Raw genomic sequence first — 16,259 nt, 5'->3', positions numbered from 1 at the left:
ATGTCCGGAGCCGGGCGTTAGACGGGGCTGCTGCAGATGAGGGTTGTGTTCCGTAGCTGCCCGAGGCGTTCAAGCTGGCCGTTCCTGTCGACAGCACCGATGAGCTCTGAGAACCCTTCGAGGTAGACGCCGGCCATGGTGGCCTGGACGCTGGAGAGCTCCTGCCAGTCGACGGTTCCGGTCAGTGCGAAGCTGCGGGCAGCGTCCTCGGCGCGCGACTCGTTATCCAGGCCGGCGGCACCGATCATGGAACTGAGGAGTTCGGTGTTCTTGCGTTCCTCCGCCTCCTGCTGCAGGTACCCGGCCAATGCTTCCCGGGCGCAGGTGAAGTCGGTTGCCGGTGCAGCCAGATCCTCAATGACTCCGGTGACCGCCGGCGGCAGTCGCTGCCCCTCCTTCTCGTCTCCGGTTGTTGTTGCAGCCAGAACGCCGTTGATGAGGAGCTGCCGGTTCTGCAGGGTGTCCGGCAGGGGAGTGCCCGAATCAATGAGCAGGTCGTAACCGGCGTTGCGCGGGGGCTCCGCCGGGGCGGCAGCCACAGCGAGGACACCTGCGAGGCCGAAAGCCGTCGACGCGGTCGAGAAGACGGCCAGCAGTTTCTTTGCGCCCATTCTGGATCCCATCGTCGAAAGGTAGCGTCCGGTCATGTCAGTGTGCAACAAGGGGTGTACCCGCCCCGGCCGGCCGACGTTTCAGCCGACCAGCCGGGGCTTCGGATTCAGCCCGGCGGCTCAGTCCTGCCCGGGCTCGATGCGCTCAAGACGGGCGTACGTGATGCGGCCTTCTGCATCCATGTCGAAGGAGTCCAGGTGCGAGTACGCAATCCAGCGGTACCGTCCCGGTGCCACGTCGATGACCGTGAAGACCTGCAGCGAATACGGTTCGTTGGCCACCGCAATGTCGGGACCGCCGTGATCGAGCCAGTGCTGGTAGTCGGTGGCCATGGTCGCCCACAGGTCCGTGCAGATCCAGGCGACCTTCTCTTCGCCCTCGTTGATCTTCCGGGTGTCGGTTTCCTCGTCCCATTCGAAGTTGATGACTTCAAGGGCACCGTCAGCCGTGCGGATGACGGAAGGGCAGGAGTTGCCGACGTAGGCGTAGGCGGTGTTTGCCTGCCGTGCGAGCAGCTGTGCCCACGCGTCGGTACCGGACGCGGTGTTGATCGACATCGGCGGGTCGATGCTGAAGTGCGCCACCCTGCCCAGGTTGTCGGCCACGATCAGTTTCCCCGAAGGGACGTCGATCTCCGTGACGGGGGCACCGAAGGGCATCGGCTCCGCTGCGGTGCCGGGGGTTTTCTGTTCCATGTCCATCCTTCTTCGGAGGTTGATGTCGGCCGGTGCGGGTCAGTACCGGGCGAAGACCTGGACGCCTACGTGGTTGCCGGCCAGCCAGGACTGCGGATCCAGTTCCGCGGAACCGAAGCCGAATGAATCAAGCGCGGGGGAGAGCATGGCGGAGTTGTGCGACGGGGAGTTCGTCCACCACTGGAACATGTCCTCCGGCGAGTAGTTGACCGCGATGTTCTCCGCGTAGTTCGACCAGTTGCCCGGAAGCTGGTTCACCAGGTCGGGGTTGTGGGCGACACCGGCCCATCCGTTGGCGTCGATGGCGTCCTTCTGCGAACCGGCCCAGTTCACTGCCAGGGCCTCGAGAGCCGGGTCGTACGCAAGGGCGTGCACACCGCTGGCGGTCCGGTACTCGTTGATCAGTTCCAGCGACCGCTGGGCGAATTCCGAGGATCCGGACACCGGTGCTGTGACGACAGGAGCTGTGACAGCCGGTTCCGTGACTACGGGTGCCGGGGCGGCAGGTGCCTGGACGACGGGTTCCGGTTCGACGGGAGTCACGACAGGTTCGGGGGTTTCCACCGGAGCCGGGGCGGGTGCGGGCTCAGCTGCCGGGGTGTCGACGGCAGGTTCCGGGGCGGGCGAAGCTTCAACGACCGGCGTGACGATGACAGGTTCAGCCGCCACCGGCTTCTCGACGACCGGAGCCTTGGCCGGAGTCCGGACGGGCTCAGGCTGTGCATCTTCGATCGGTGCAGGCGCTTCAGCTTCTTCAGCCTCTTCGACCGGTGCGGCCGGGGAGCTGTCAGGTTCGGCTTCCACCGCGGGGGCCTCGGCAGGGGTTTCCTTCACAGCTGCAGCAGGAGCCGGGGTGAGGGTAAGGCCGGCCGGCTGAGCGGAGGCGGAACCTGCGGACGGGGAGGAGACGCTCTGGCCTTCGAAGAGAATGTACGGGGCCGGGATGTTGTTGTGCGCGGCAACCTCGGACCAGCTGCCCCATCCGTTTCCGTCCGCGATGGACTGCAGGGTGTCCCCGGCACGGACAACGTGTGCCGGTGTGCCGGAGGTGAAGACCGCAGGCTCCGCCGCCGCCGGTGCAGGCTCGGTGGCCTCCCCTTCAGGTACGGCAGAAGGATCGTCCGCAGGAAGCACTTCAATCACGGCGCCGGGGATCTTCCCGACGTTGCCGCCGGTCTCCGGACTGGCTTTCTCAACGTTGCCGAAGTGTTTGCCTGCAGGGGGCGAGGGCTGGGAGGCAGCGTGTTCGGGTGCTGCGGCCGGGCCGGAGCAGGCGGCAAGCATCAGCGGTGCGAGGGCGGTCAGGGACAGGATGCGCGCGCGGCGTGCGGCCGGGCGTTCGTGGTTAGACTTCACGGGTACTTTCGGTATTGGTGGCGGCGGGGGTCGGAAGGCAGGCCGGGCAGAGATCTGCGCGGGCGCCGGTTTCCCAGCCAAGGTTCATGTTGAGGTGGCGGCGGGCGACAGCGAGGCTGTCCTGTCCGGCCGGGACCAGGTAGTCGTGGGTTTCCTCGATGCCGCACTCGTCGCAGTAGACGGTGACCAGCACGGGACCGGTTTCTTCCTGGACGGCCATCAGGAGGCCTTCTCTTCGGCCGGCTTACCCGCTGCTGCGAGTACGTCTTTCAGGAGGCGGCCGGCGGCCATCATGCCGGAGTCGTATCCGCGCTCCCACTCCTCCTTGTAGTTCGGGTCCTGCTCCGTGGAGAGGTTTTCCGCGAGGGCCTGCAGCTGGGCCAGAAGCGTGGGTTCCATGGTGTCCTTCGGTCTTTCAGCAGGCACGGCGCCCGCTCCTCCACCTATGTGTGCGGACAGCACGGAGTCTCTGCCCGCCGGCCTCGGCTGCTAGTTCCGGTCGAGGCGCTGCTCGATGGTGCTGTCCAGAATCTTCCCGGCCTTCTCGGCAGCGCGCCGGTTCACTTCGTCGTCGGTTTCGTACTCGTCGACGTATTTGCGGATGTCGACCAGATCGCCCATCGGGGTGTCCTCAAGCTGTTCGTCGCTCAAGTCCAGCACGGACATGATCTCGTCCTCCCGGAGTTCGGAGACGAAGGCGGGGCCGAAGAGACAGGCAGCGGCGACTGCGACGATGACGGCACCGGTCACCCATGAACCGATTGCTTCCATGACGTCGGCCAGCGCGCCGCGGCGGCTGCTTCCACCCGTCTTCGCCTTCCTGGCCTGAACCTGTTCAGTGTTGGGCTCGGAGGGCAGGGGGAGGTTTTTGTCTGTAGTCATAACCCCTATGTGTGCGGACGCCGGCGGAACTCTGCCCGCAAGCACCGGCACCGGAATCAGGCCGATCCGGTGCCGGTGCTTGTCTTTGCTAGCGGCGGGAGATGCGCTGGAGCTTGACGCCGGCCGGGTCGGTAACGCTGATCCGGTCATCCTTTTCGTGCAGGGTGTAGATGCCGCGGACTCCGTCCACGGATGCAATGAACGGGAAGCCGCCGTCCTTGCGTGCCTTGGTGAAGTCGCTGAACCTCAGCGGGGAGCCGGCCAGGGTGATGCCGAACTCTTCGAGGAAAGCCTCTTTCATGAAGGAGGTCTTATGGCACCGCTTGTACAGGACAGTTGCTGCGATTGCTGCGACCCCGGCCGCCACCGAAGCGCGGGAGCCCTTCACATTGGCCCGGACCGCTGCCACTGCTACGGACAGGGACAAGATCTGGGACGACGTCCGGATGAGGGATACCGACCAGGCCCCGGGGGTGACGTAGGAGAAGATGTCGGGTACGGCGATGCTCTCGCGGGTGTTTACGGTGTCATCTGCCGGGGGCGTAACGGTGCTCATGTGTTCCTTCGTCGTGAGGTCCCCGCCAATGGACGGGGAAGGGTTGGGTGCTACGGAAGATATGTGTGCGGAGTGAAGCCCAAATCTCACCGTCCGGCACCCGCGCCCCGGTCCGGACCGCTCACTGCGGCTTCCCTTTCCGCCCAGTACCGGATGCGTGATTCAGCGTGTGCCAGCTTGGCGCGAAGGTCGGCTTCCTGGACGCCGCGGCTGATGGCTGCATTGGTGGCCCGCTCGCGCCGATGGAACGGAACGTTGATCTCGCCGGCGTCGGCACGGCGGGCCGGGTGACCGGTCTGCTCCAGACCGGCGAGGCGCTCCTTGAGGCGGGACACTCTTGCCTCTGCCGACCGGCGGCGCACGGCAGCATACCCGGGATCGGGTGCCGGACGGGGGACAGGAACCCTGACCGGCTCCGGGCAGCAGGTGTCCGGATGGCTTTCGGGCGTCCAGCCTGCTTCGATGGCTCGGCGGGCCTCCTCCATGCGTTCGGCCTCGATCCGGAGAATCGCATTCCCGAAACCGTTCAGCGTGCTCACTCCTCCTGCTCCGAGGTGCATATTTACTTCACTCCCTTGAACGCGGCAACGATGTCGGTGGTCATGGCGGTCCTTCGGGTCAGGCAGCCAGGGACGGGAGGACAGTCGGGGGAGCGGGCGGGACGAATGAGGACATCAGGGCGCCGTCGTCGTTGGGGTCACGTCCGGCGAGCAGGTTCACGATCTGTCCGGCAGTGATGCGTGCGTGGTAATCGTTGCCGGCGATCTGGATCTCTTCGCAGAATTCCCGGATGACCACCTCGGCGGCGGAGTCGCTTCCGGCGAGAAGGGCGGCTGCCTCTGCCGCGGCTGCAGGGGATTCTTCAATACCCAGTCCGGCCAGAGTCAGCAGGTTGGTGATGCGGGCCTGGAGCGCATTCTCCATTTCGATCAGCAGGCGTGCCTGTTCGTGGTCGGCGCGGCGGGTCTCAATGAGGCCGCCGTATTTCTGTGCTGCCGCTTCGAGGCGGGCGCGTGCTTCGTCGATGAAGTTCATGGTTTTCCTGTCTTCAGTTGCGCGGGAACGTCAGGGCGGCGAGTTCTTCGGCCGCCTTTTCAAGTGTTTCGACTGCGGTCCGGATGTCGGCCGGCGTCGGGACGGTGGGGTTTGCCTTCATCAGCTCGGCGACGGCCTCCCAGGCCTTGGCAACCGTGTTGGCCTGTGCCTCGGCAATGCGTTCCGGCCTGTTGTCCACGGAGAACAGGCCGGGAATGAGGATGCGCACATCCAGTTCCGGGATGGGAATGACACCGTCGCGCAGGGATTCGGCGCGCGCTGCCGCCAGGGCATGACGGGCCTCGGTCAGGGCGAACCGGCGCTGGGGCTCCTCTCCGGTCGGCCCTGTCGTTACGACGTCCACCCTGTAGCCGTGACGGGTCACGTACAGGAAGGGCTCGTGGATGCGCACCCACATTTCGCCGTTGATGAGGATCAGACCGGAGGTGGCATCCAGGATGGCCCCGCGGGCTTCATCTTCGCTTCCATGGGTACCGTCGATGTGCCGGCCGATAAGGACGTCGGCCCAGTCGGACCAGGGCGGGATGCCCCCGCCGGACGGGGTACGCGGCTGGCGGAAGAAGACCCCGTCCAGGACACGGATCTCGGCCAGCCGTGAGCCCGGGACGGCATCGAGGTTGTCGCCGGATGGAACGAGTGCGGCGACCGGTGCTTCTTCGATGGTGGCTTCACGCAGCGGAAGGGTCAGGGTCAGGATTCCACGGGTCACGACCGGGAGGCCGTCGACCGTCTCGGTGCTGGAGTATGTGGCCGTGCACCTGTACATGGCAGAGGGGTTCGGGGTGCTCATGTCCCCTATGTGTGCGGACGCGGCGAAGGGTCTCCCCGGGGAAAATGAAGACCGGCCCTGGGCCTGTTGGGGCAGGCGGAACCGGTCATGTGCCTCCGAGCTTAGCCGTGGAGCATCGCGCCTGCATCCCGGTGACCGTGAAGCCACCGGGATGCAGGTATCAGCAGCCGATGCCGGGGCAGGGCCTACCGCAGCGGCACTCTTACGGTCGGTTTTCCACTTGTGGTTACCGCACCGGCTCCGGCGGTCATCATGCCTGACCTGCCCGTTCTGCGGTGAACAGCTGGGGGTAGCCCCAATTCTCGGCCTCGGGGTACTCCTCACCGGCTTCGGCTTCAACGAGGACAGCACCGCCCTTGACCTGCTGGAAGTCCGGGCTCAGGAGCATGTCGACCGGTTCAATGGCATTGACGGGCACCCTCCAGGCGGATTTGAAGGAGTATTTGCCGCTGCTCTTGAAGAGGGTCACGACGGCGGTCCGGGTGGAGGCGGCCTGTGCTGCAGCGCCAAGGTCCTCGACCAGTTCCACGGCAGAGCGCTGTCCTTCGTAGACAACGCGGGGGTTGTGCTTGATGACCCCGAGGGTGCGCAGGCTGGCCAGGGAGCCGGCGGCTTCGGGAATCACGCCGCGGATGAGTGCCGGGTGGGGGACGTCCTTGAGGAGGACCGTGTTCGCAGGCAGCCCCGTCGCGTCTTTACTCAGGCGGACGATGATTTCTCCCGTCTCAGGGGAAATCAGGTCGAGGGTGTTGCGGCTGACGTCCCAGGAAAGGGTGCCGCTGTACGTGCGGAACTCCACCTCGGGGGTTGAATCACTGTTGTGCCGGCCGGTGGCACGGCGCAGCTCCAGGCGGATCTTTTCGCGGGTAACGGTGGGCATGGATTTTCCTTCAGTCGTGTGGGGACCTTGCCGGTCATACTCCTTATGTGTGCGGACCGTCCCCGGTCTGTCCCCGTCTCCAGCAAAAACCAAGCCCGTCTAGGAGATTTCCCAGACGGGCGTACCGGTGTGTGATGACAGCTCAGCTTTCGGTGTTTTCGACCTTCGCGGCAGCAGCGTCCCGCGCAGCGAGCTGGCGCTTGTACCAGGGGTAGGTGATCAGGCTGCCGGTGCTGACGACGGCCATGAATCCTGCCAGGAGCCATTCGCCGGTGGTGGCAAAGTAGACAGCCATGCCCAGGGTGATGGCGGTGGGAATGAAGATGGCCCTGGCGAGGACCTTCTTGGCGGGCATGTCGGCGTGCTGATGGTTGCTCATGTTCTCTTTCTGTTGGGTGTCAACCGGGCCGTAAGACCCGGTTGGGGTTGATGGCCGGCCGTGCTCAGTCCTCGTCGCTGAAGCTGCTCTCTCCGGTCTGCCGGCTCAGCTCATTGGCAGCCTTCATGAGTATCCGGGATGCCCGCGTCATGGCCTCCGGGCTTTCATTCCTGAGGATGTCCCGGGCACGGGCTACCCTGCCCGCGGCAGCAGTACGGGCCTGTGCAACCCGCTCGGCGCTGGTGGTCATGGTGAACACCGATGGGATGAACACTTCCACCCGGGGCAGCGGCAGACGGGGCTTGCGGCTGAAGCGTGCCTCACTCGCATCCACGGCCTTTCCCGCTGCGACCGCGGCGTCGTATTCGGTCAGGGCAAAGACCTGCCAGGCACCGCGGTCCGAAGGCCCGGGAATCACTTCGGTGAATATCTGCCCGACCTCGATAACCGGCTCTTCAACCTGCTCCCACAGGGCACCGTCAATGAGGATGAGCCGGGCGAGCCCGGCGCGGATAGCCTCGCGGGCTTCAACGGCGCTGGAGTGGCGTCCGAATGAGGTGTTGAGGTCTTTGCTCCCGGGTTTCACGGGCTGCCGGTCAGCGTTCAGGAGCCTGCGGTACAGCAGGCCGTCGACGGTGCGGAGCTCGGCCATCCGCTGCGGGAATACCGTACGGAAGCGGTCGCTGCCGGGCAGGAGGGCTGCCACCGGCGCCTGCAGTGACGAGGCCTGCCGGACTTCGATGCTGAGGGAGGCTGTATGTTCCTTCCGGTATCCCTTGCCCTCGGCGGGGACCCGGTAGGTGGTGTATTCGGCTGTGCCTGTGAGCGCGGTCTGTGACATGACTTCCATGTGTGCGGAAGGACCGCGGCAGCTCCCCGCCTAGTCCTCCCGGTAGCCGGGAATGATGCGCACCGGTACGGCGAAGTTGCTGATGCGCCGGCCGGTGAGGCAGTCAGTCCAGACCGGTCCGCGCAGCCCGTTGGCCGGGTCCGGGGGCATATTGATCGCCAGCCGCGTATCACCGGTGAAGATAGTGGTGCCGTAGGGCATCTCGTCCACTTCACGGCGGCTGGTGATGGTCAGCAGGGAGGCCATGTCGGCATCGGGGTTCAGGCAGTAAAGGGCCCGTTCCTGGAGCCAGTCAGCCAGCTCGGTGCCGTTCGTTTCGAAGGGCATACGCAGGTGCCGTGCCGTGAATGCAGCGTGCATGAGGGCGGCGGCATTGGTGAGCCCGTTGCGGCCGCGGACGGGGGTGACCCGGCGCAGGGCAGCCTTGAGTTCGTCGATTTCCTCCATCGCGGCATCGAGCAGGTTCTGGTGGTCGCCGGATTCCAGACGCCAGAAGATGTTGGAGTCGACCGCTTCCATTTCACGGAACTCGGCCAGGCTCGGGGAATGGTCCCGGGCCTCCAGCTCGGCGACGAGGTTCCTGCCGGTGCCCTGCGGTTTCGCGCGGGCAGAGCGGATAAGCCGTTCGACTTCCAGATCGGCGATCTTCCCGCGGGCTTCCAGCACCGCTTCCCGGACACGTTCATCCACCGGCACGCCGCGGTCGGCCAGGGACTCGCTGAGGAAGCGGATGAAGACGTCACTATCGAAACCGTTGTTGAAGACAGGGTTGGTATCCATGCCCCCTATGTGTGCGGACAGGGCATTGGTCCTCCCCGGAGCGCCGGCGGGGTGCCGGGACGGCCATAGATCCGCCCCGGCCTGTTGTCAGCGGTTCGCCGTCAGTGCCGCCTTGAGCCGCATGAGCTGGCCGTTGACGGCGTCCTCGTTGATCCACGAGCGGTTGACCCCTGCACGGTTGTTTACATCGAGGGCAATTTCCTCCATGCGGGCGCAGTCGTTGATCAGGGCCGGGGTGCCGCGTGCGGCGAGCTCCTCGTCACCTGCGAAGACCACGGAGACGAACCAGTCGGATTCAACATCCATTTTTACCTTGTTGACCATGTACAGGACGGCGAACCCGGCCGCGAAAACGGCCAAGGCCACAGCCAGCTTCTGCGGGCTTGATGCGAGTTCGGCGAACACGGCGAAGAGGGAAAAGTCGAACACAGAAGGTTCCTTTCGAGGAGGTCTCACCGACTATCGCCGGTACTGATTATGTGTGCGGACGTCCCGCTTTCCCTCCCCGAGCGGGCCAGTCCGAACCCCGGCGTAGACGGCTTCGGGCAGCTCCGCACACATAGGGAGCATGACCATCAATGACACGACGCCCGACGGTGCACAGCCCCTGCACAGGGAAGTAAAAGATGCCGCCGGACTGGATGCCCTTACGCAGGGGTCCATTGCCATCATCCTGAACAGTGCCGACGACAAGTGGCCCGAGGCGTTCCTGCGCTACGGCTCCGGGTGGACGCTCCTTGAAGCCGGGACCGACAGCAACAACATCCCGTCCGCCGGGCTGCTCATCCGCCCTGAACAGACCGTCATCATCATCGTTGATGCAGACAAGGACGGTCAGGGCCGGGCTATCACCACCGAAGAGGAGCTGCTGGCTTTGCCGGAAGGCTCGCTCGTCCGCGGCCTCGGCATCCGGCACAACCCGTCCTGGCCGAAGTTGCTCCGGCGCGTCTACTCCTACTCCGGCAATGAGTTCTTCGGATCCAGCCCCGACCATAACCATGACCCGATCCCCGTGGGCGCTGCAGTGCGCTACTACGGCGACCTCACCGTCATCTGGGAGCCTGCCGCCGCGAAAGAGATGCCATGACCGCAGAACTCATCGCCATCGACTCGTCCGCAAGGGACGGTTTGCTCACGGGCTTGCTGGCATTGATGACAGCCATCCTTCCGCTGATTGCCGCCGTGGCCGTCTTCCCCTTCGGGGAGAAGGGCTGGTACAAGTCCAGATGGCTGCTGGTCAGCATCGGTTGCCTGGGTCTGGCCGGGGCGTTCATCGTCGGCGGCATCTCCTGTCTTCAGGAATGGAAGGCACGTCCGTCGGCCGACGAAGGGCATATTGGCATCGTCCAGGAATGGGCTGAAAACACGTACGGGGTCACCGTCAGTGACGACGAAGCTGAGGCCATGGCCGGAGCCATCCGGAGTGCGTCCATCAGTGCAGGCGAAACCTTCGTCGTTGAGGGTGCCTCCGGTGTCATCGAAGTGAAGCTGGTCCAGGACGGGGACGCCGAATTCCATATGGTCCAGGCAGCAGCAGAACTTCCTCTTGCCGAGGTGCAGGGCTGATGGGTGCCGCTACGGACGGACCGAACCTGCAGCTGCTGAAGGCCGCCGCAGAGGCTGTCCCGGCCCGGAACTGGGAAGTCTGGCCCAACGTCCACGGCGACCCGATCGTGGTGGAGGCCGGTGGCCGCGGCCAGTTCGCGGAGATCTGCACGGTCAGCACCCGGTTCGCGGATTACGGACGGAACGTTGCCGCCTTCATTACCGCAGCGGACCCGGACACTGTCCTGACACTGATCGCCCGCCTGGAAGCCGCAGAAGCCGGCGCCGGACGGGAATGCCTGTGCGGGACCATGCTGCGGGACAAGACCGTGCAGTGCCGGATCCACCCCGACGTCCGCCCGCGCACGGTGCGTGAGCGAATCGACTTCGAGCAGGCTTTCGACTCGGCGCTCGAGCGAAGCCTCTCAAATACACAGGAGCCTGCCAGCCTCGGCAACCCCAACCAGAGGAAGAAATGACAGAAACACCAGGCATCGCCGACACCATCTTCAGTGTCTTTGGACCCGCCGTCCTGTGGGGCATAGGCGCGGTCTTCGGGCTGGGAATCGCAGTGTCCGGCGTGAAGATGATCTTCGCCAGGATGGTCGACAAAGATCAGCAGGTATGGCCCAAGGGTTGGCTTCACCTGGCTTTTATGGCCGTCGGCGCGACGTTGGTGCTGGTATGCGGCCCTCAGCTGTCGGAGCACATGAGCAAGGCGTTCTCCGGGCAGGTCACAGGTTCTGCAGCCGCTGAAGGAACATCCGCCGAGGCTGCCATCGCGGAGCCCACGACTGAACAGAAGGAATAGACGATGCCCACCATGGTCAAGATCGACGGCAAGTACATCAACGCGGACACCATCCTGCGGGTCGTGCCCGACAACGACGGGACCGTCATGGTCAGCCAGGAACGCCGGCACTGGGAATTCACCGTCGGTGAAGGCAACGAGGAGCAGTGGGCTGCCGACTTCGCCGCCCAGCTCGGCCCCGTCGTGGACACAAGTGCAACACCGGTTGAGCGGGGTTAGGCACAGCGGGCTGCAGCCGCACACAACATGGCTATGACAGAAAACACGCGTAAGAAGGATGTCGGCCAGGCCGGCAACGGCGGCCAGTTCGCAGCCAAAGAGCAGAGCGAGCCGACCGGTGTCGAACTCAGCAATCCCAACGGGGCGGACCACGATATGTCCTGGTGGGACGAAGGCGAACGCGCCTTCCCGGCCTCCCTGTATGAGGCAGGCGTCGACGGCACCCTGGAACCCTACAACGGCGACTACCCGGTGAAGGACGGCGCCCTGCGGTACTGGCGCGAGGACATGGGTCGGGAACTGGTCATTGGCGAAACCGAAGACGGAACCACGGTCGTCGCCGTCGAAGCAGAAGTCCAGGAAGAGATTTACGTTTCCGAGAACCTCGGAGCGGACCCGAGCCCGGCCCGGATCAAGGAAGCCATCGACTCCGTGAGGGAGGAAGCGGCAGGCCTGCCGCCGGCCGAAGAGGACTAACCTGAACGTTGAAGGCCCCGCCACACTTTTTGGGTGGCGGGGCCTTCCTTGTCTGTGCTGATCTTGTGCAGCGGGTGCTTTATCCCCGCCCGGAGTAACGGGAGTCGGAAACTGCCGGCTGTTCTTTCGTAAACTTCCTTCGGGTGGCCCGTGAAATGGCCTGGTCGATATAACCTCCGCTGAAGCCGAAGAGCCCGAATGGCCGCCAGCTGCTTCCGTCCCTGAAGATTTCGAGGTTTCTTCTATACCTGGTGACAATGAGTGTGACCTTCCCCTGCTGCATCTTTCCGTGATCAGCCGAGGTATGCCGTACTTCGAGTGTGTCGCCGTTTTTCTCGGTCCGGACGTACTTCTGGTAAGTGACTGGGGGGATGCGTTCGTGCTCGCTCCCCGTGTAGGTAAAGCCAAGGGACTCAAGGCGCTTACGGCACTTGGAATCAACCCTGTCGCGCCTCTTGTACTTTCGATCCACACTCTTCGTTGCGCTCTTTCCGGTCCACGCGTCGACGAATTTCTTGATCACCATGAATGCGATGACAAGCGGTATCAGGAGAAAGAGCACTGAAGCCAGTTCTGAGTTCATGAAGGAATGGGCCTATCGGTTGGAGTGGTAGGGCTTATTACACACGTTCTGTAAATGGGAATCCAGCACAACGCATGATGTTCTGCCGGTAATCCGGTCACGATTTTGAACGCTTTCCGGACCCAGTCCGGGCGGACCCGGTGGAGGCGGGCAGGACAGCGGATAGTGCCGTCCGTTATGCGGGCTGTTCGCACGGGTAGAGGAAGGTGACTGCCCCGCCCCAGCCGCCGAGGTCGAAGTCCTCCAGTGTGCTGAGGAATGAGAGCCTTCCCTGCAGGGTGACCGTTTCGTGGAAGCTGTCGACGGTCCGGAGAGCTATCTCAACGTTCCCGGCCTGGACAACCAGCGCACCCGGGCGGTGCAGCTCATCGAAACGGAAGGGATCGTGGACGGTCTCGGCAGTGAAACCGTTCTCCGCCGCCCAGGCCTCGGCAAGTTTGGGGGACGTCCACCGGTCTGCCTCTGCGAGGGCGAGGGTAAGAGAGGCGGCGGCCGTCAGCGAGTCCTGATGGACATCAAATCTGTTCTGCGGGGCTGTTGCGGTTTCCATGCCCCTTATGTGTGCGGAGATAGCCGGGTCCCTGCCCACCCTAGGAGGGGTCGGTTACCCCGACCGGATCCAGATCGGGGCGCAGCCTGAGGAAACGTACCGGGTGGCGGAATGATCCGTTCTCGAAGGCGGTGTCCGCGGAAACCTCGACGGTGACCGGCGCCACCCGGACCAGGCGGACCGGATCTTTGTTCTCGGTGAACCGGTCCAGGATCCGCGGGCTGATGGTTTCCGGCCAGGGATGGTTCTCTCCGGCAGGTTCAAGGATCCGTCCGGCGCGCACCGCAGCGTCTTTCTTCAAGGGGGCCGTCCTGCCCACGATCCGCAGCCGTCCGCGGGAAGGCAGTCCGAGGATGAGGGCAGCCGGGCGGGCCCGGGTTCCCAGGACCGCAGCGCACACGACGTCGACCGGGTTTCGATGGCGTATCTTCAGCCACTGGCGTTCCCCGCCCCGGTACGGTTGTCCGGCTCCCTTGATGACGAGCCCTTCGATTCCGGCCGCGGGCAGGTCGGTGAACCATTGTTCCGCCGTATCCCTGTCCGCGGTGAAGGGGCAGAGGTTCAGCGGCGGTTCCCAGTCGGCGGCCAGTTCCTCCAGCAGTGTCCGGCGGATATGCAGGGGCAGGTCCCTGATGTCGCGTCCGGCCACGGCCAGCAGGTCAAAGACCGCCAGGGACGCCGGCGCCCGGCGGACCATGTCAGGCAGCGTCCGCCGCCCCGCGCTCATCCGGGCCTGCAGTGCGGCGAAGTCGGTGCGTTCCCCCGACCAGATGACCGCTTCGGCATCCAGGACGTAACCGGGTGGAAGCTGGCTGCGGACGGCTTCGACGAGGTCGGGGAAGCGTCCGGTGAGGTCTCGGGCATTCCGGGACCAGATCTGTGTTCCCAGTTCCCCGGTGTAGACCCCGGCGCGGAAGCCGTCCCATTTGGGTTCGTACAGGCAGCCTCCCGGGAGGGCGCCGGCGGCGGGGATTGATTCCACCGGCCGGGCCAGTGCCATCGGTTGCGGCGGCGACAGGGAATCCGGGAGCCCGATCATGGGCAGATGCTACGCGTGCCGTCAGCTATGGGGGAGTGGGGGTCCTTCCCGGGAACGCAGAAGCCCCCCGGAGAACCGGGGGGCCGCGAAATGCAGGGCCCTCTGGCTGCGGTCGGACAGCCAACGGGTCCTGCGCACCGTACGCTACCACGGCGGGCAGCGGCGGTCCCTCCTGGTGTGGGTTGTTCGTGTCAGGGGGGGGGTGGACCTCCAACCCCCCCCTGGTGCCTACTCCACTGCCGGGGCGTCCCCGGTATCAAGCCCGAGTAGTTCGATCAGGTCGGATGCAGCTCTGGCCATGTCTTCGGGATCTTCTTCCATGGCGGCGTCACCGGCAGTCTCCCGGATGGTCCGGATGATCTCGAATGACTGATGGTTCGCACCGTCACCGCGGGTCAGGAAGATCGGCTCCCGGCACAGCCGGAACCGGCACGTCATGCCCACCTTCCCCTCGCCGCGGCGCACCGGCTGATGCTGGCTGATCGTCAAGGCAATGGCGGAGACCAGGCGGTTGAACGCCGGGTTGTCGGTCGGGACCCCGGGAGGGGCCTTCAGGCGCCTTCATGCCACGCCCTTCGGGCCGGTGCCGGCAGCGGCGGTCTTCTTCCACAGCCTGTACGCGTAGGCACCAAGGGCAGCAGCGACAATAACCGTGACGCCGGCGACCGCATAGTTCACGATGCCGGACATATCGAACTCATCCTGAACCGGACCACCGACGGATCCATACCCGGCAGCCTGCACTGCGCCCAGGAAACCGGCAGCCAGCAAAGCAACGATGACGATGCAGATCAGCAGGGAGGCGAGGTCGAGCCCGCCGCGGGAGCTACCCAGGGCTGAACGCGCGGACTGTGGCTTCAAAGGGTTCACAGGTGTTGCACCGATGCTGCTTTGGCTTCACGGGCGGCCGTCTCAGCTTCGGCGGCCTGTACTCCGGAGACGCGCTTCCACAGCAAAAAGACGTAGGTTCCCAGACCGGCTGCCAGGAGGACGGCGCCGGCAACCAGGCCAGCATTGATCATTGCTGAAGTGCTGATCAGTCCGTCCCCGGCCATGGCGTTCACTGAAGAGGTGACTGCGAGGAACAGCATCATCGTGATGGCCAGCCCGATAATCATCTCGAGCAGGGCGCTGCCGCGGGTGCTGCCCAGGGCCTTCCGTGCGGATACGGTCCCGCTCCTCGTCACTGGCCCGGCACCTGGCCGATCTTGGTTCCGCCGGCTGCAGTGCTCTTCTTCCACAGGGTGTACGCGTAGTAGCCCAGTCCGCCTACCCCTGCAACGGCGGCGACGCCAATGAAGTAGCTGCCCAGTGCCACTCCGGAATCCACGGCGTAAATGGATCCGATGGCGACGAAGCCCAGGATGCCCGTGACGATGACGCCGATCAGGACGTCTGCGATGGTGTAGCCGCGGCTGTTGCCCAGGGCTGTACGGATGGATGCTTTCAGGTTCTTCATGAAATCTTTCGGTAGGGCAGCCGCCGTCGCGGCCGCGGGGAAGGTCAGCTGGCCGGTGCCCAGAGAATTGTCCAGGGGCCCATTCCGCGGACGGTGTCCAGCGGGAGGGTGTCGTAGCATCCGTCGTCGGCAAGTCTTTCGCCGGGGTGGCCGGATTCCACACACCAGAGGCCGTCGGGATCGGTGCAGTAGGCGAACCAGAACGCCGTGCCGGATCCTGTGGTGATACCGGTGGCGTCGATGCCGAGCTCGTAGTTCAGCTCATCGAGGCCGTCACGCAGATCAACGAAGGTCGTAAAGGTGCGCGGGTACGCGGTTGCGGGAGCCTGTTCGTCCATGGGGTCTTTCGGTAGGTCCGGCCGGAAGTGCCGGTACCCCTTTATGTGTGCGGACGCTGCAGGATCTCTCCCCGCCCCTAAAGCGAGATGATCCGGATGGTCCGTTCGACCAGGTCCAGCCCGTAATTCTTCAGGGTCTGGATGAAGTCTTCCCCGGGTGCCGGCTCCGGAACGGCAGCCATGTCGCCGGTCAGGCTGAGGATGGTTGTCCAGGTGAAGTCGTCACTGAGCACCCTGGTGTCGGCGCTGGTGTAGCCGTCGGGCGTGCGGGCTGCCCTTGCCTGGATGAGTGTCTGCCGAACGGATCCGCCGCCGCGGCTGATGTCCGCATGGGCGGACACGGTGAGGGTGAACTCTCTCCGGTTGCCAACGGCATTCTGCTCGATGATGGCAGTCATGGCA

30 protein-coding genes are annotated in these 16,259 nt (G+C 64.8%); 6 read left to right on the top strand and 24 right to left on the bottom strand.

The window, feature by feature from the left end; translation table 11 throughout:
- Positions 1 to 17 precede the first annotated feature (17 nt).
- The 15 genes from N2K99_RS18910 to N2K99_RS18840 form a co-directional block, all read right to left on the bottom strand.
- Positions 18 to 611, bottom strand: a complete 594-nt coding sequence (locus tag N2K99_RS18910; protein ID WP_227934780.1) for a hypothetical protein — start codon at positions 609 to 611, stop codon at positions 18 to 20.
- Positions 612 to 731: 120 nt separating this feature from the next.
- Positions 732 to 1,307, bottom strand: coding sequence for a hypothetical protein (locus tag N2K99_RS18905; RefSeq protein ID WP_227934779.1), 576 nt, complete (start codon positions 1,305 to 1,307; stop codon positions 732 to 734).
- A gap of 39 nt (positions 1,308 to 1,346) precedes the next feature.
- On the bottom strand, positions 1,347 to 2,663 hold the full coding sequence (locus tag N2K99_RS18900) for a CAP domain-containing protein (protein ID WP_227934778.1): 1,317 nt from the start codon (positions 2,661 to 2,663) through the stop codon (positions 1,347 to 1,349).
- On the bottom strand, positions 2,653 to 2,883 hold the full coding sequence (locus N2K99_RS18895) for a hypothetical protein (RefSeq protein ID WP_227934777.1): 231 nt from the start codon (positions 2,881 to 2,883) through the stop codon (positions 2,653 to 2,655). The genes N2K99_RS18900 and N2K99_RS18895 overlap by 11 nt, the downstream gene beginning before the upstream one ends.
- Positions 2,883 to 3,089, bottom strand: coding sequence for a hypothetical protein (locus N2K99_RS18890; protein WP_227934776.1), 207 nt, complete (start codon positions 3,087 to 3,089; stop codon positions 2,883 to 2,885). Before N2K99_RS18890 ends, N2K99_RS18895 begins: the two co-directional genes overlap by 1 nt.
- 63 nt (positions 3,090 to 3,152) lie before the next feature.
- Positions 3,153 to 3,545, bottom strand: a complete 393-nt coding sequence (locus N2K99_RS18885) for a hypothetical protein (RefSeq protein ID WP_227934775.1) — start codon at positions 3,543 to 3,545, stop codon at positions 3,153 to 3,155.
- An 88-nt stretch (positions 3,546 to 3,633) separates the two neighbouring features.
- Positions 3,634 to 4,101, bottom strand: coding sequence for a hypothetical protein (locus tag N2K99_RS18880; RefSeq protein WP_227934774.1), 468 nt, complete (start codon positions 4,099 to 4,101; stop codon positions 3,634 to 3,636).
- Between the two features lie 86 nt (positions 4,102 to 4,187).
- Positions 4,188 to 4,640 (bottom strand): hypothetical protein, encoded by a 453-nt coding sequence (locus N2K99_RS18875; protein WP_227934773.1) that lies wholly within the window; start codon positions 4,638 to 4,640, stop codon positions 4,188 to 4,190.
- A 79-nt stretch (positions 4,641 to 4,719) separates the two neighbouring features.
- Positions 4,720 to 5,136 (bottom strand): hypothetical protein, encoded by a 417-nt coding sequence (locus N2K99_RS18870; RefSeq protein WP_227934772.1) that lies wholly within the window; start codon positions 5,134 to 5,136, stop codon positions 4,720 to 4,722.
- A 13-nt stretch (positions 5,137 to 5,149) separates the two neighbouring features.
- Positions 5,150 to 5,947 (bottom strand): hypothetical protein, encoded by a 798-nt coding sequence (locus N2K99_RS18865; RefSeq protein WP_227934771.1) that lies wholly within the window; start codon positions 5,945 to 5,947, stop codon positions 5,150 to 5,152.
- A gap of 250 nt (positions 5,948 to 6,197) precedes the next feature.
- Positions 6,198 to 6,827, bottom strand: coding sequence for a hypothetical protein (locus N2K99_RS18860; protein ID WP_227934770.1), 630 nt, complete (start codon positions 6,825 to 6,827; stop codon positions 6,198 to 6,200).
- A 142-nt stretch (positions 6,828 to 6,969) separates the two neighbouring features.
- Positions 6,970 to 7,206 carry a hypothetical protein gene (locus tag N2K99_RS18855; protein WP_227934769.1) on the bottom strand — a complete coding sequence of 79 codons (237 nt, stop codon included), beginning with the start codon at positions 7,204 to 7,206 and terminating at the stop codon, positions 6,970 to 6,972.
- Positions 7,207 to 7,270: 64 nt separating this feature from the next.
- The gene (locus N2K99_RS18850) at positions 7,271 to 8,047 is read right to left on the bottom strand and encodes a hypothetical protein (protein ID WP_227934768.1); all 777 of its coding nucleotides are present in this window, start codon (positions 8,045 to 8,047) and stop codon (positions 7,271 to 7,273) included.
- 39 nt (positions 8,048 to 8,086) lie between these two features.
- Positions 8,087 to 8,836, bottom strand: coding sequence for a hypothetical protein (locus N2K99_RS18845; RefSeq protein ID WP_227934767.1), 750 nt, complete (start codon positions 8,834 to 8,836; stop codon positions 8,087 to 8,089).
- Between the two features lie 87 nt (positions 8,837 to 8,923).
- Positions 8,924 to 9,265: a hypothetical protein gene (locus N2K99_RS18840; protein WP_227934766.1), complete on the bottom strand. Its 342-nt coding sequence runs from the start codon at positions 9,263 to 9,265 to the stop codon at positions 8,924 to 8,926.
- A 139-nt stretch (positions 9,266 to 9,404) separates the two neighbouring features.
- Here N2K99_RS18840 and N2K99_RS18835 point away from each other — a divergent pair, with 139 nt between their 5' ends.
- Genes N2K99_RS18835 through N2K99_RS18810 form a run of 6 tightly spaced genes read left to right on the top strand, consistent with a single transcriptional unit; the run spans position 9,405 to position 11,888 of the window.
- Complete coding sequence (locus N2K99_RS18835) at positions 9,405 to 9,923, top strand: hypothetical protein (protein WP_227934765.1); 519 nt, start codon at positions 9,405 to 9,407, stop codon at positions 9,921 to 9,923.
- On the top strand, positions 9,920 to 10,402 hold the full coding sequence (locus N2K99_RS18830; protein WP_227934764.1) for a hypothetical protein: 483 nt from the start codon (positions 9,920 to 9,922) through the stop codon (positions 10,400 to 10,402). Before N2K99_RS18835 ends, N2K99_RS18830 begins: the two co-directional genes overlap by 4 nt.
- Positions 10,402 to 10,860: a hypothetical protein gene (locus N2K99_RS18825; protein WP_227934763.1), complete on the top strand. Its 459-nt coding sequence runs from the start codon at positions 10,402 to 10,404 to the stop codon at positions 10,858 to 10,860. The genes N2K99_RS18830 and N2K99_RS18825 overlap by 1 nt, the downstream gene beginning before the upstream one ends.
- Positions 10,857 to 11,192, top strand: a complete 336-nt coding sequence (locus tag N2K99_RS18820; RefSeq protein ID WP_227934762.1) for a hypothetical protein — start codon at positions 10,857 to 10,859, stop codon at positions 11,190 to 11,192. Before N2K99_RS18825 ends, N2K99_RS18820 begins: the two co-directional genes overlap by 4 nt.
- Positions 11,193 to 11,195: 3 nt before the next feature.
- On the top strand, positions 11,196 to 11,411 hold the full coding sequence (locus N2K99_RS18815; RefSeq protein WP_227934761.1) for a hypothetical protein: 216 nt from the start codon (positions 11,196 to 11,198) through the stop codon (positions 11,409 to 11,411).
- Between the two features lie 33 nt (positions 11,412 to 11,444).
- On the top strand, positions 11,445 to 11,888 hold the full coding sequence (locus N2K99_RS18810) for a hypothetical protein (protein ID WP_227934760.1): 444 nt from the start codon (positions 11,445 to 11,447) through the stop codon (positions 11,886 to 11,888).
- Between the two features lie 79 nt (positions 11,889 to 11,967).
- Here N2K99_RS18810 and N2K99_RS18805 read toward each other — a convergent pair whose 3' ends face one another.
- The 9 genes from N2K99_RS18805 to N2K99_RS18765 all read right to left on the bottom strand — a co-directional run bounded on the left by N2K99_RS18805 (position 11,968) and on the right by N2K99_RS18765 (position 16,255).
- A complete protein-coding gene (locus N2K99_RS18805; RefSeq protein ID WP_227934759.1) occupies positions 11,968 to 12,471 on the bottom strand; it encodes a hypothetical protein in 504 nt (167 codons plus the stop codon).
- 175 nt (positions 12,472 to 12,646) lie between these two features.
- Complete coding sequence (locus tag N2K99_RS18800) at positions 12,647 to 13,021, bottom strand: hypothetical protein (protein WP_227934758.1); 375 nt, start codon at positions 13,019 to 13,021, stop codon at positions 12,647 to 12,649.
- A 40-nt stretch (positions 13,022 to 13,061) separates the two neighbouring features.
- Positions 13,062 to 14,060, bottom strand: coding sequence for an ATP-dependent DNA ligase (locus N2K99_RS18795; RefSeq protein WP_227934757.1), 999 nt, complete (start codon positions 14,058 to 14,060; stop codon positions 13,062 to 13,064).
- A 228-nt stretch (positions 14,061 to 14,288) separates the two neighbouring features.
- On the bottom strand, positions 14,289 to 14,498 hold the full coding sequence (locus N2K99_RS18790; RefSeq protein ID WP_260554889.1) for a hypothetical protein: 210 nt from the start codon (positions 14,496 to 14,498) through the stop codon (positions 14,289 to 14,291).
- A gap of 123 nt (positions 14,499 to 14,621) precedes the next feature.
- The gene (locus N2K99_RS18785; protein ID WP_227934755.1) at positions 14,622 to 14,921 is read right to left on the bottom strand and encodes a hypothetical protein; all 300 of its coding nucleotides are present in this window, start codon (positions 14,919 to 14,921) and stop codon (positions 14,622 to 14,624) included.
- Positions 14,922 to 14,926: 5 nt separating this feature from the next.
- A complete protein-coding gene (locus N2K99_RS18780) occupies positions 14,927 to 15,247 on the bottom strand; it encodes a hypothetical protein (RefSeq protein ID WP_227934754.1) in 321 nt (106 codons plus the stop codon).
- The gene (locus N2K99_RS18775) at positions 15,244 to 15,519 is read right to left on the bottom strand and encodes a hypothetical protein (RefSeq protein WP_227934753.1); all 276 of its coding nucleotides are present in this window, start codon (positions 15,517 to 15,519) and stop codon (positions 15,244 to 15,246) included. The genes N2K99_RS18780 and N2K99_RS18775 overlap by 4 nt, the downstream gene beginning before the upstream one ends.
- Positions 15,520 to 15,563: 44 nt before the next feature.
- Positions 15,564 to 15,857, bottom strand: coding sequence for a hypothetical protein (locus N2K99_RS18770; RefSeq protein WP_227934752.1), 294 nt, complete (start codon positions 15,855 to 15,857; stop codon positions 15,564 to 15,566).
- A 77-nt stretch (positions 15,858 to 15,934) separates the two neighbouring features.
- Positions 15,935 to 16,255 carry a hypothetical protein gene (locus N2K99_RS18765; protein WP_227934751.1) on the bottom strand — a complete coding sequence of 107 codons (321 nt, stop codon included), beginning with the start codon at positions 16,253 to 16,255 and terminating at the stop codon, positions 15,935 to 15,937.
- Positions 16,256 to 16,259: the final 4 nt, after the last annotated feature.

This window comes from Arthrobacter sp. zg-Y1110, from assembly GCF_025244865.1.
Lineage (GTDB): Bacteria > Actinomycetota > Actinomycetes > Actinomycetales > Micrococcaceae > Arthrobacter_B.
Note: the sequence above shows the minus strand (reverse complement) of the source record. Positions and strands in the feature narration are given on the sequence as shown.

What these genes read in the sequence shown, in the direction of transcription:
- N2K99_RS18910 (WP_227934780.1), bottom strand. Translation starts at nt 611, where the DNA reads ATGGGCGCAAAGAAACTGCTGGCCGTCTTCTCGACCGCGTCGACGGCT.
- N2K99_RS18905 (WP_227934779.1), bottom strand. Translation starts at nt 1,307, where the DNA reads ATGGAACAGAAAACCCCCGGCACCGCAGCGGAGCCGATGCCCTTCGGT.
- N2K99_RS18895 (WP_227934777.1), bottom strand. Translation starts at nt 2,883, where the DNA reads ATGGCCGTCCAGGAAGAAACCGGTCCCGTGCTGGTCACCGTCTACTGC.
- N2K99_RS18885 (WP_227934775.1), bottom strand. Translation starts at nt 3,545, where the DNA reads ATGACTACAGACAAAAACCTCCCCCTGCCCTCCGAGCCCAACACTGAA.
- N2K99_RS18880 (WP_227934774.1), bottom strand. Translation starts at nt 4,101, where the DNA reads ATGAGCACCGTTACGCCCCCGGCAGATGACACCGTAAACACCCGCGAG.
- N2K99_RS18870 (WP_227934772.1), bottom strand. Translation starts at nt 5,136, where the DNA reads ATGAACTTCATCGACGAAGCACGCGCCCGCCTCGAAGCGGCAGCACAG.
- N2K99_RS18865 (WP_227934771.1), bottom strand. Translation starts at nt 5,947, where the DNA reads ATGAGCACCCCGAACCCCTCTGCCATGTACAGGTGCACGGCCACATAC.
- N2K99_RS18860 (WP_227934770.1), bottom strand. Translation starts at nt 6,827, where the DNA reads ATGCCCACCGTTACCCGCGAAAAGATCCGCCTGGAGCTGCGCCGTGCC.
- N2K99_RS18855 (WP_227934769.1), bottom strand. Translation starts at nt 7,206, where the DNA reads ATGAGCAACCATCAGCACGCCGACATGCCCGCCAAGAAGGTCCTCGCC.
- N2K99_RS18850 (WP_227934768.1), bottom strand. Translation starts at nt 8,047, where the DNA reads ATGTCACAGACCGCGCTCACAGGCACAGCCGAATACACCACCTACCGG.
- N2K99_RS18845 (WP_227934767.1), bottom strand. Translation starts at nt 8,836, where the DNA reads ATGGATACCAACCCTGTCTTCAACAACGGTTTCGATAGTGACGTCTTC.
- N2K99_RS18835 (WP_227934765.1), top strand. Translation starts at nt 9,405, where the DNA reads ATGACCATCAATGACACGACGCCCGACGGTGCACAGCCCCTGCACAGG.
- N2K99_RS18830 (WP_227934764.1), top strand. Translation starts at nt 9,920, where the DNA reads ATGACCGCAGAACTCATCGCCATCGACTCGTCCGCAAGGGACGGTTTG.
- N2K99_RS18825 (WP_227934763.1), top strand. Translation starts at nt 10,402, where the DNA reads ATGGGTGCCGCTACGGACGGACCGAACCTGCAGCTGCTGAAGGCCGCC.
- N2K99_RS18820 (WP_227934762.1), top strand. Translation starts at nt 10,857, where the DNA reads ATGACAGAAACACCAGGCATCGCCGACACCATCTTCAGTGTCTTTGGA.
- N2K99_RS18815 (WP_227934761.1), top strand. Translation starts at nt 11,196, where the DNA reads ATGCCCACCATGGTCAAGATCGACGGCAAGTACATCAACGCGGACACC.
- N2K99_RS18810 (WP_227934760.1), top strand. Translation starts at nt 11,445, where the DNA reads ATGACAGAAAACACGCGTAAGAAGGATGTCGGCCAGGCCGGCAACGGC.
- N2K99_RS18805 (WP_227934759.1), bottom strand. Translation starts at nt 12,471, where the DNA reads ATGAACTCAGAACTGGCTTCAGTGCTCTTTCTCCTGATACCGCTTGTC.
- N2K99_RS18800 (WP_227934758.1), bottom strand. Translation starts at nt 13,021, where the DNA reads ATGGAAACCGCAACAGCCCCGCAGAACAGATTTGATGTCCATCAGGAC.
- N2K99_RS18795 (WP_227934757.1), bottom strand. Translation starts at nt 14,060, where the DNA reads ATGATCGGGCTCCCGGATTCCCTGTCGCCGCCGCAACCGATGGCACTG.
- N2K99_RS18790 (WP_260554889.1), bottom strand. Translation starts at nt 14,498, where the DNA reads ATGACGTGCCGGTTCCGGCTGTGCCGGGAGCCGATCTTCCTGACCCGC.
- N2K99_RS18775 (WP_227934753.1), bottom strand. Translation starts at nt 15,519, where the DNA reads ATGAAGAACCTGAAAGCATCCATCCGTACAGCCCTGGGCAACAGCCGC.
- N2K99_RS18770 (WP_227934752.1), bottom strand. Translation starts at nt 15,857, where the DNA reads ATGGACGAACAGGCTCCCGCAACCGCGTACCCGCGCACCTTTACGACC.
- N2K99_RS18765 (WP_227934751.1), bottom strand. Translation starts at nt 16,255, where the DNA reads ATGACTGCCATCATCGAGCAGAATGCCGTTGGCAACCGGAGAGAGTTC.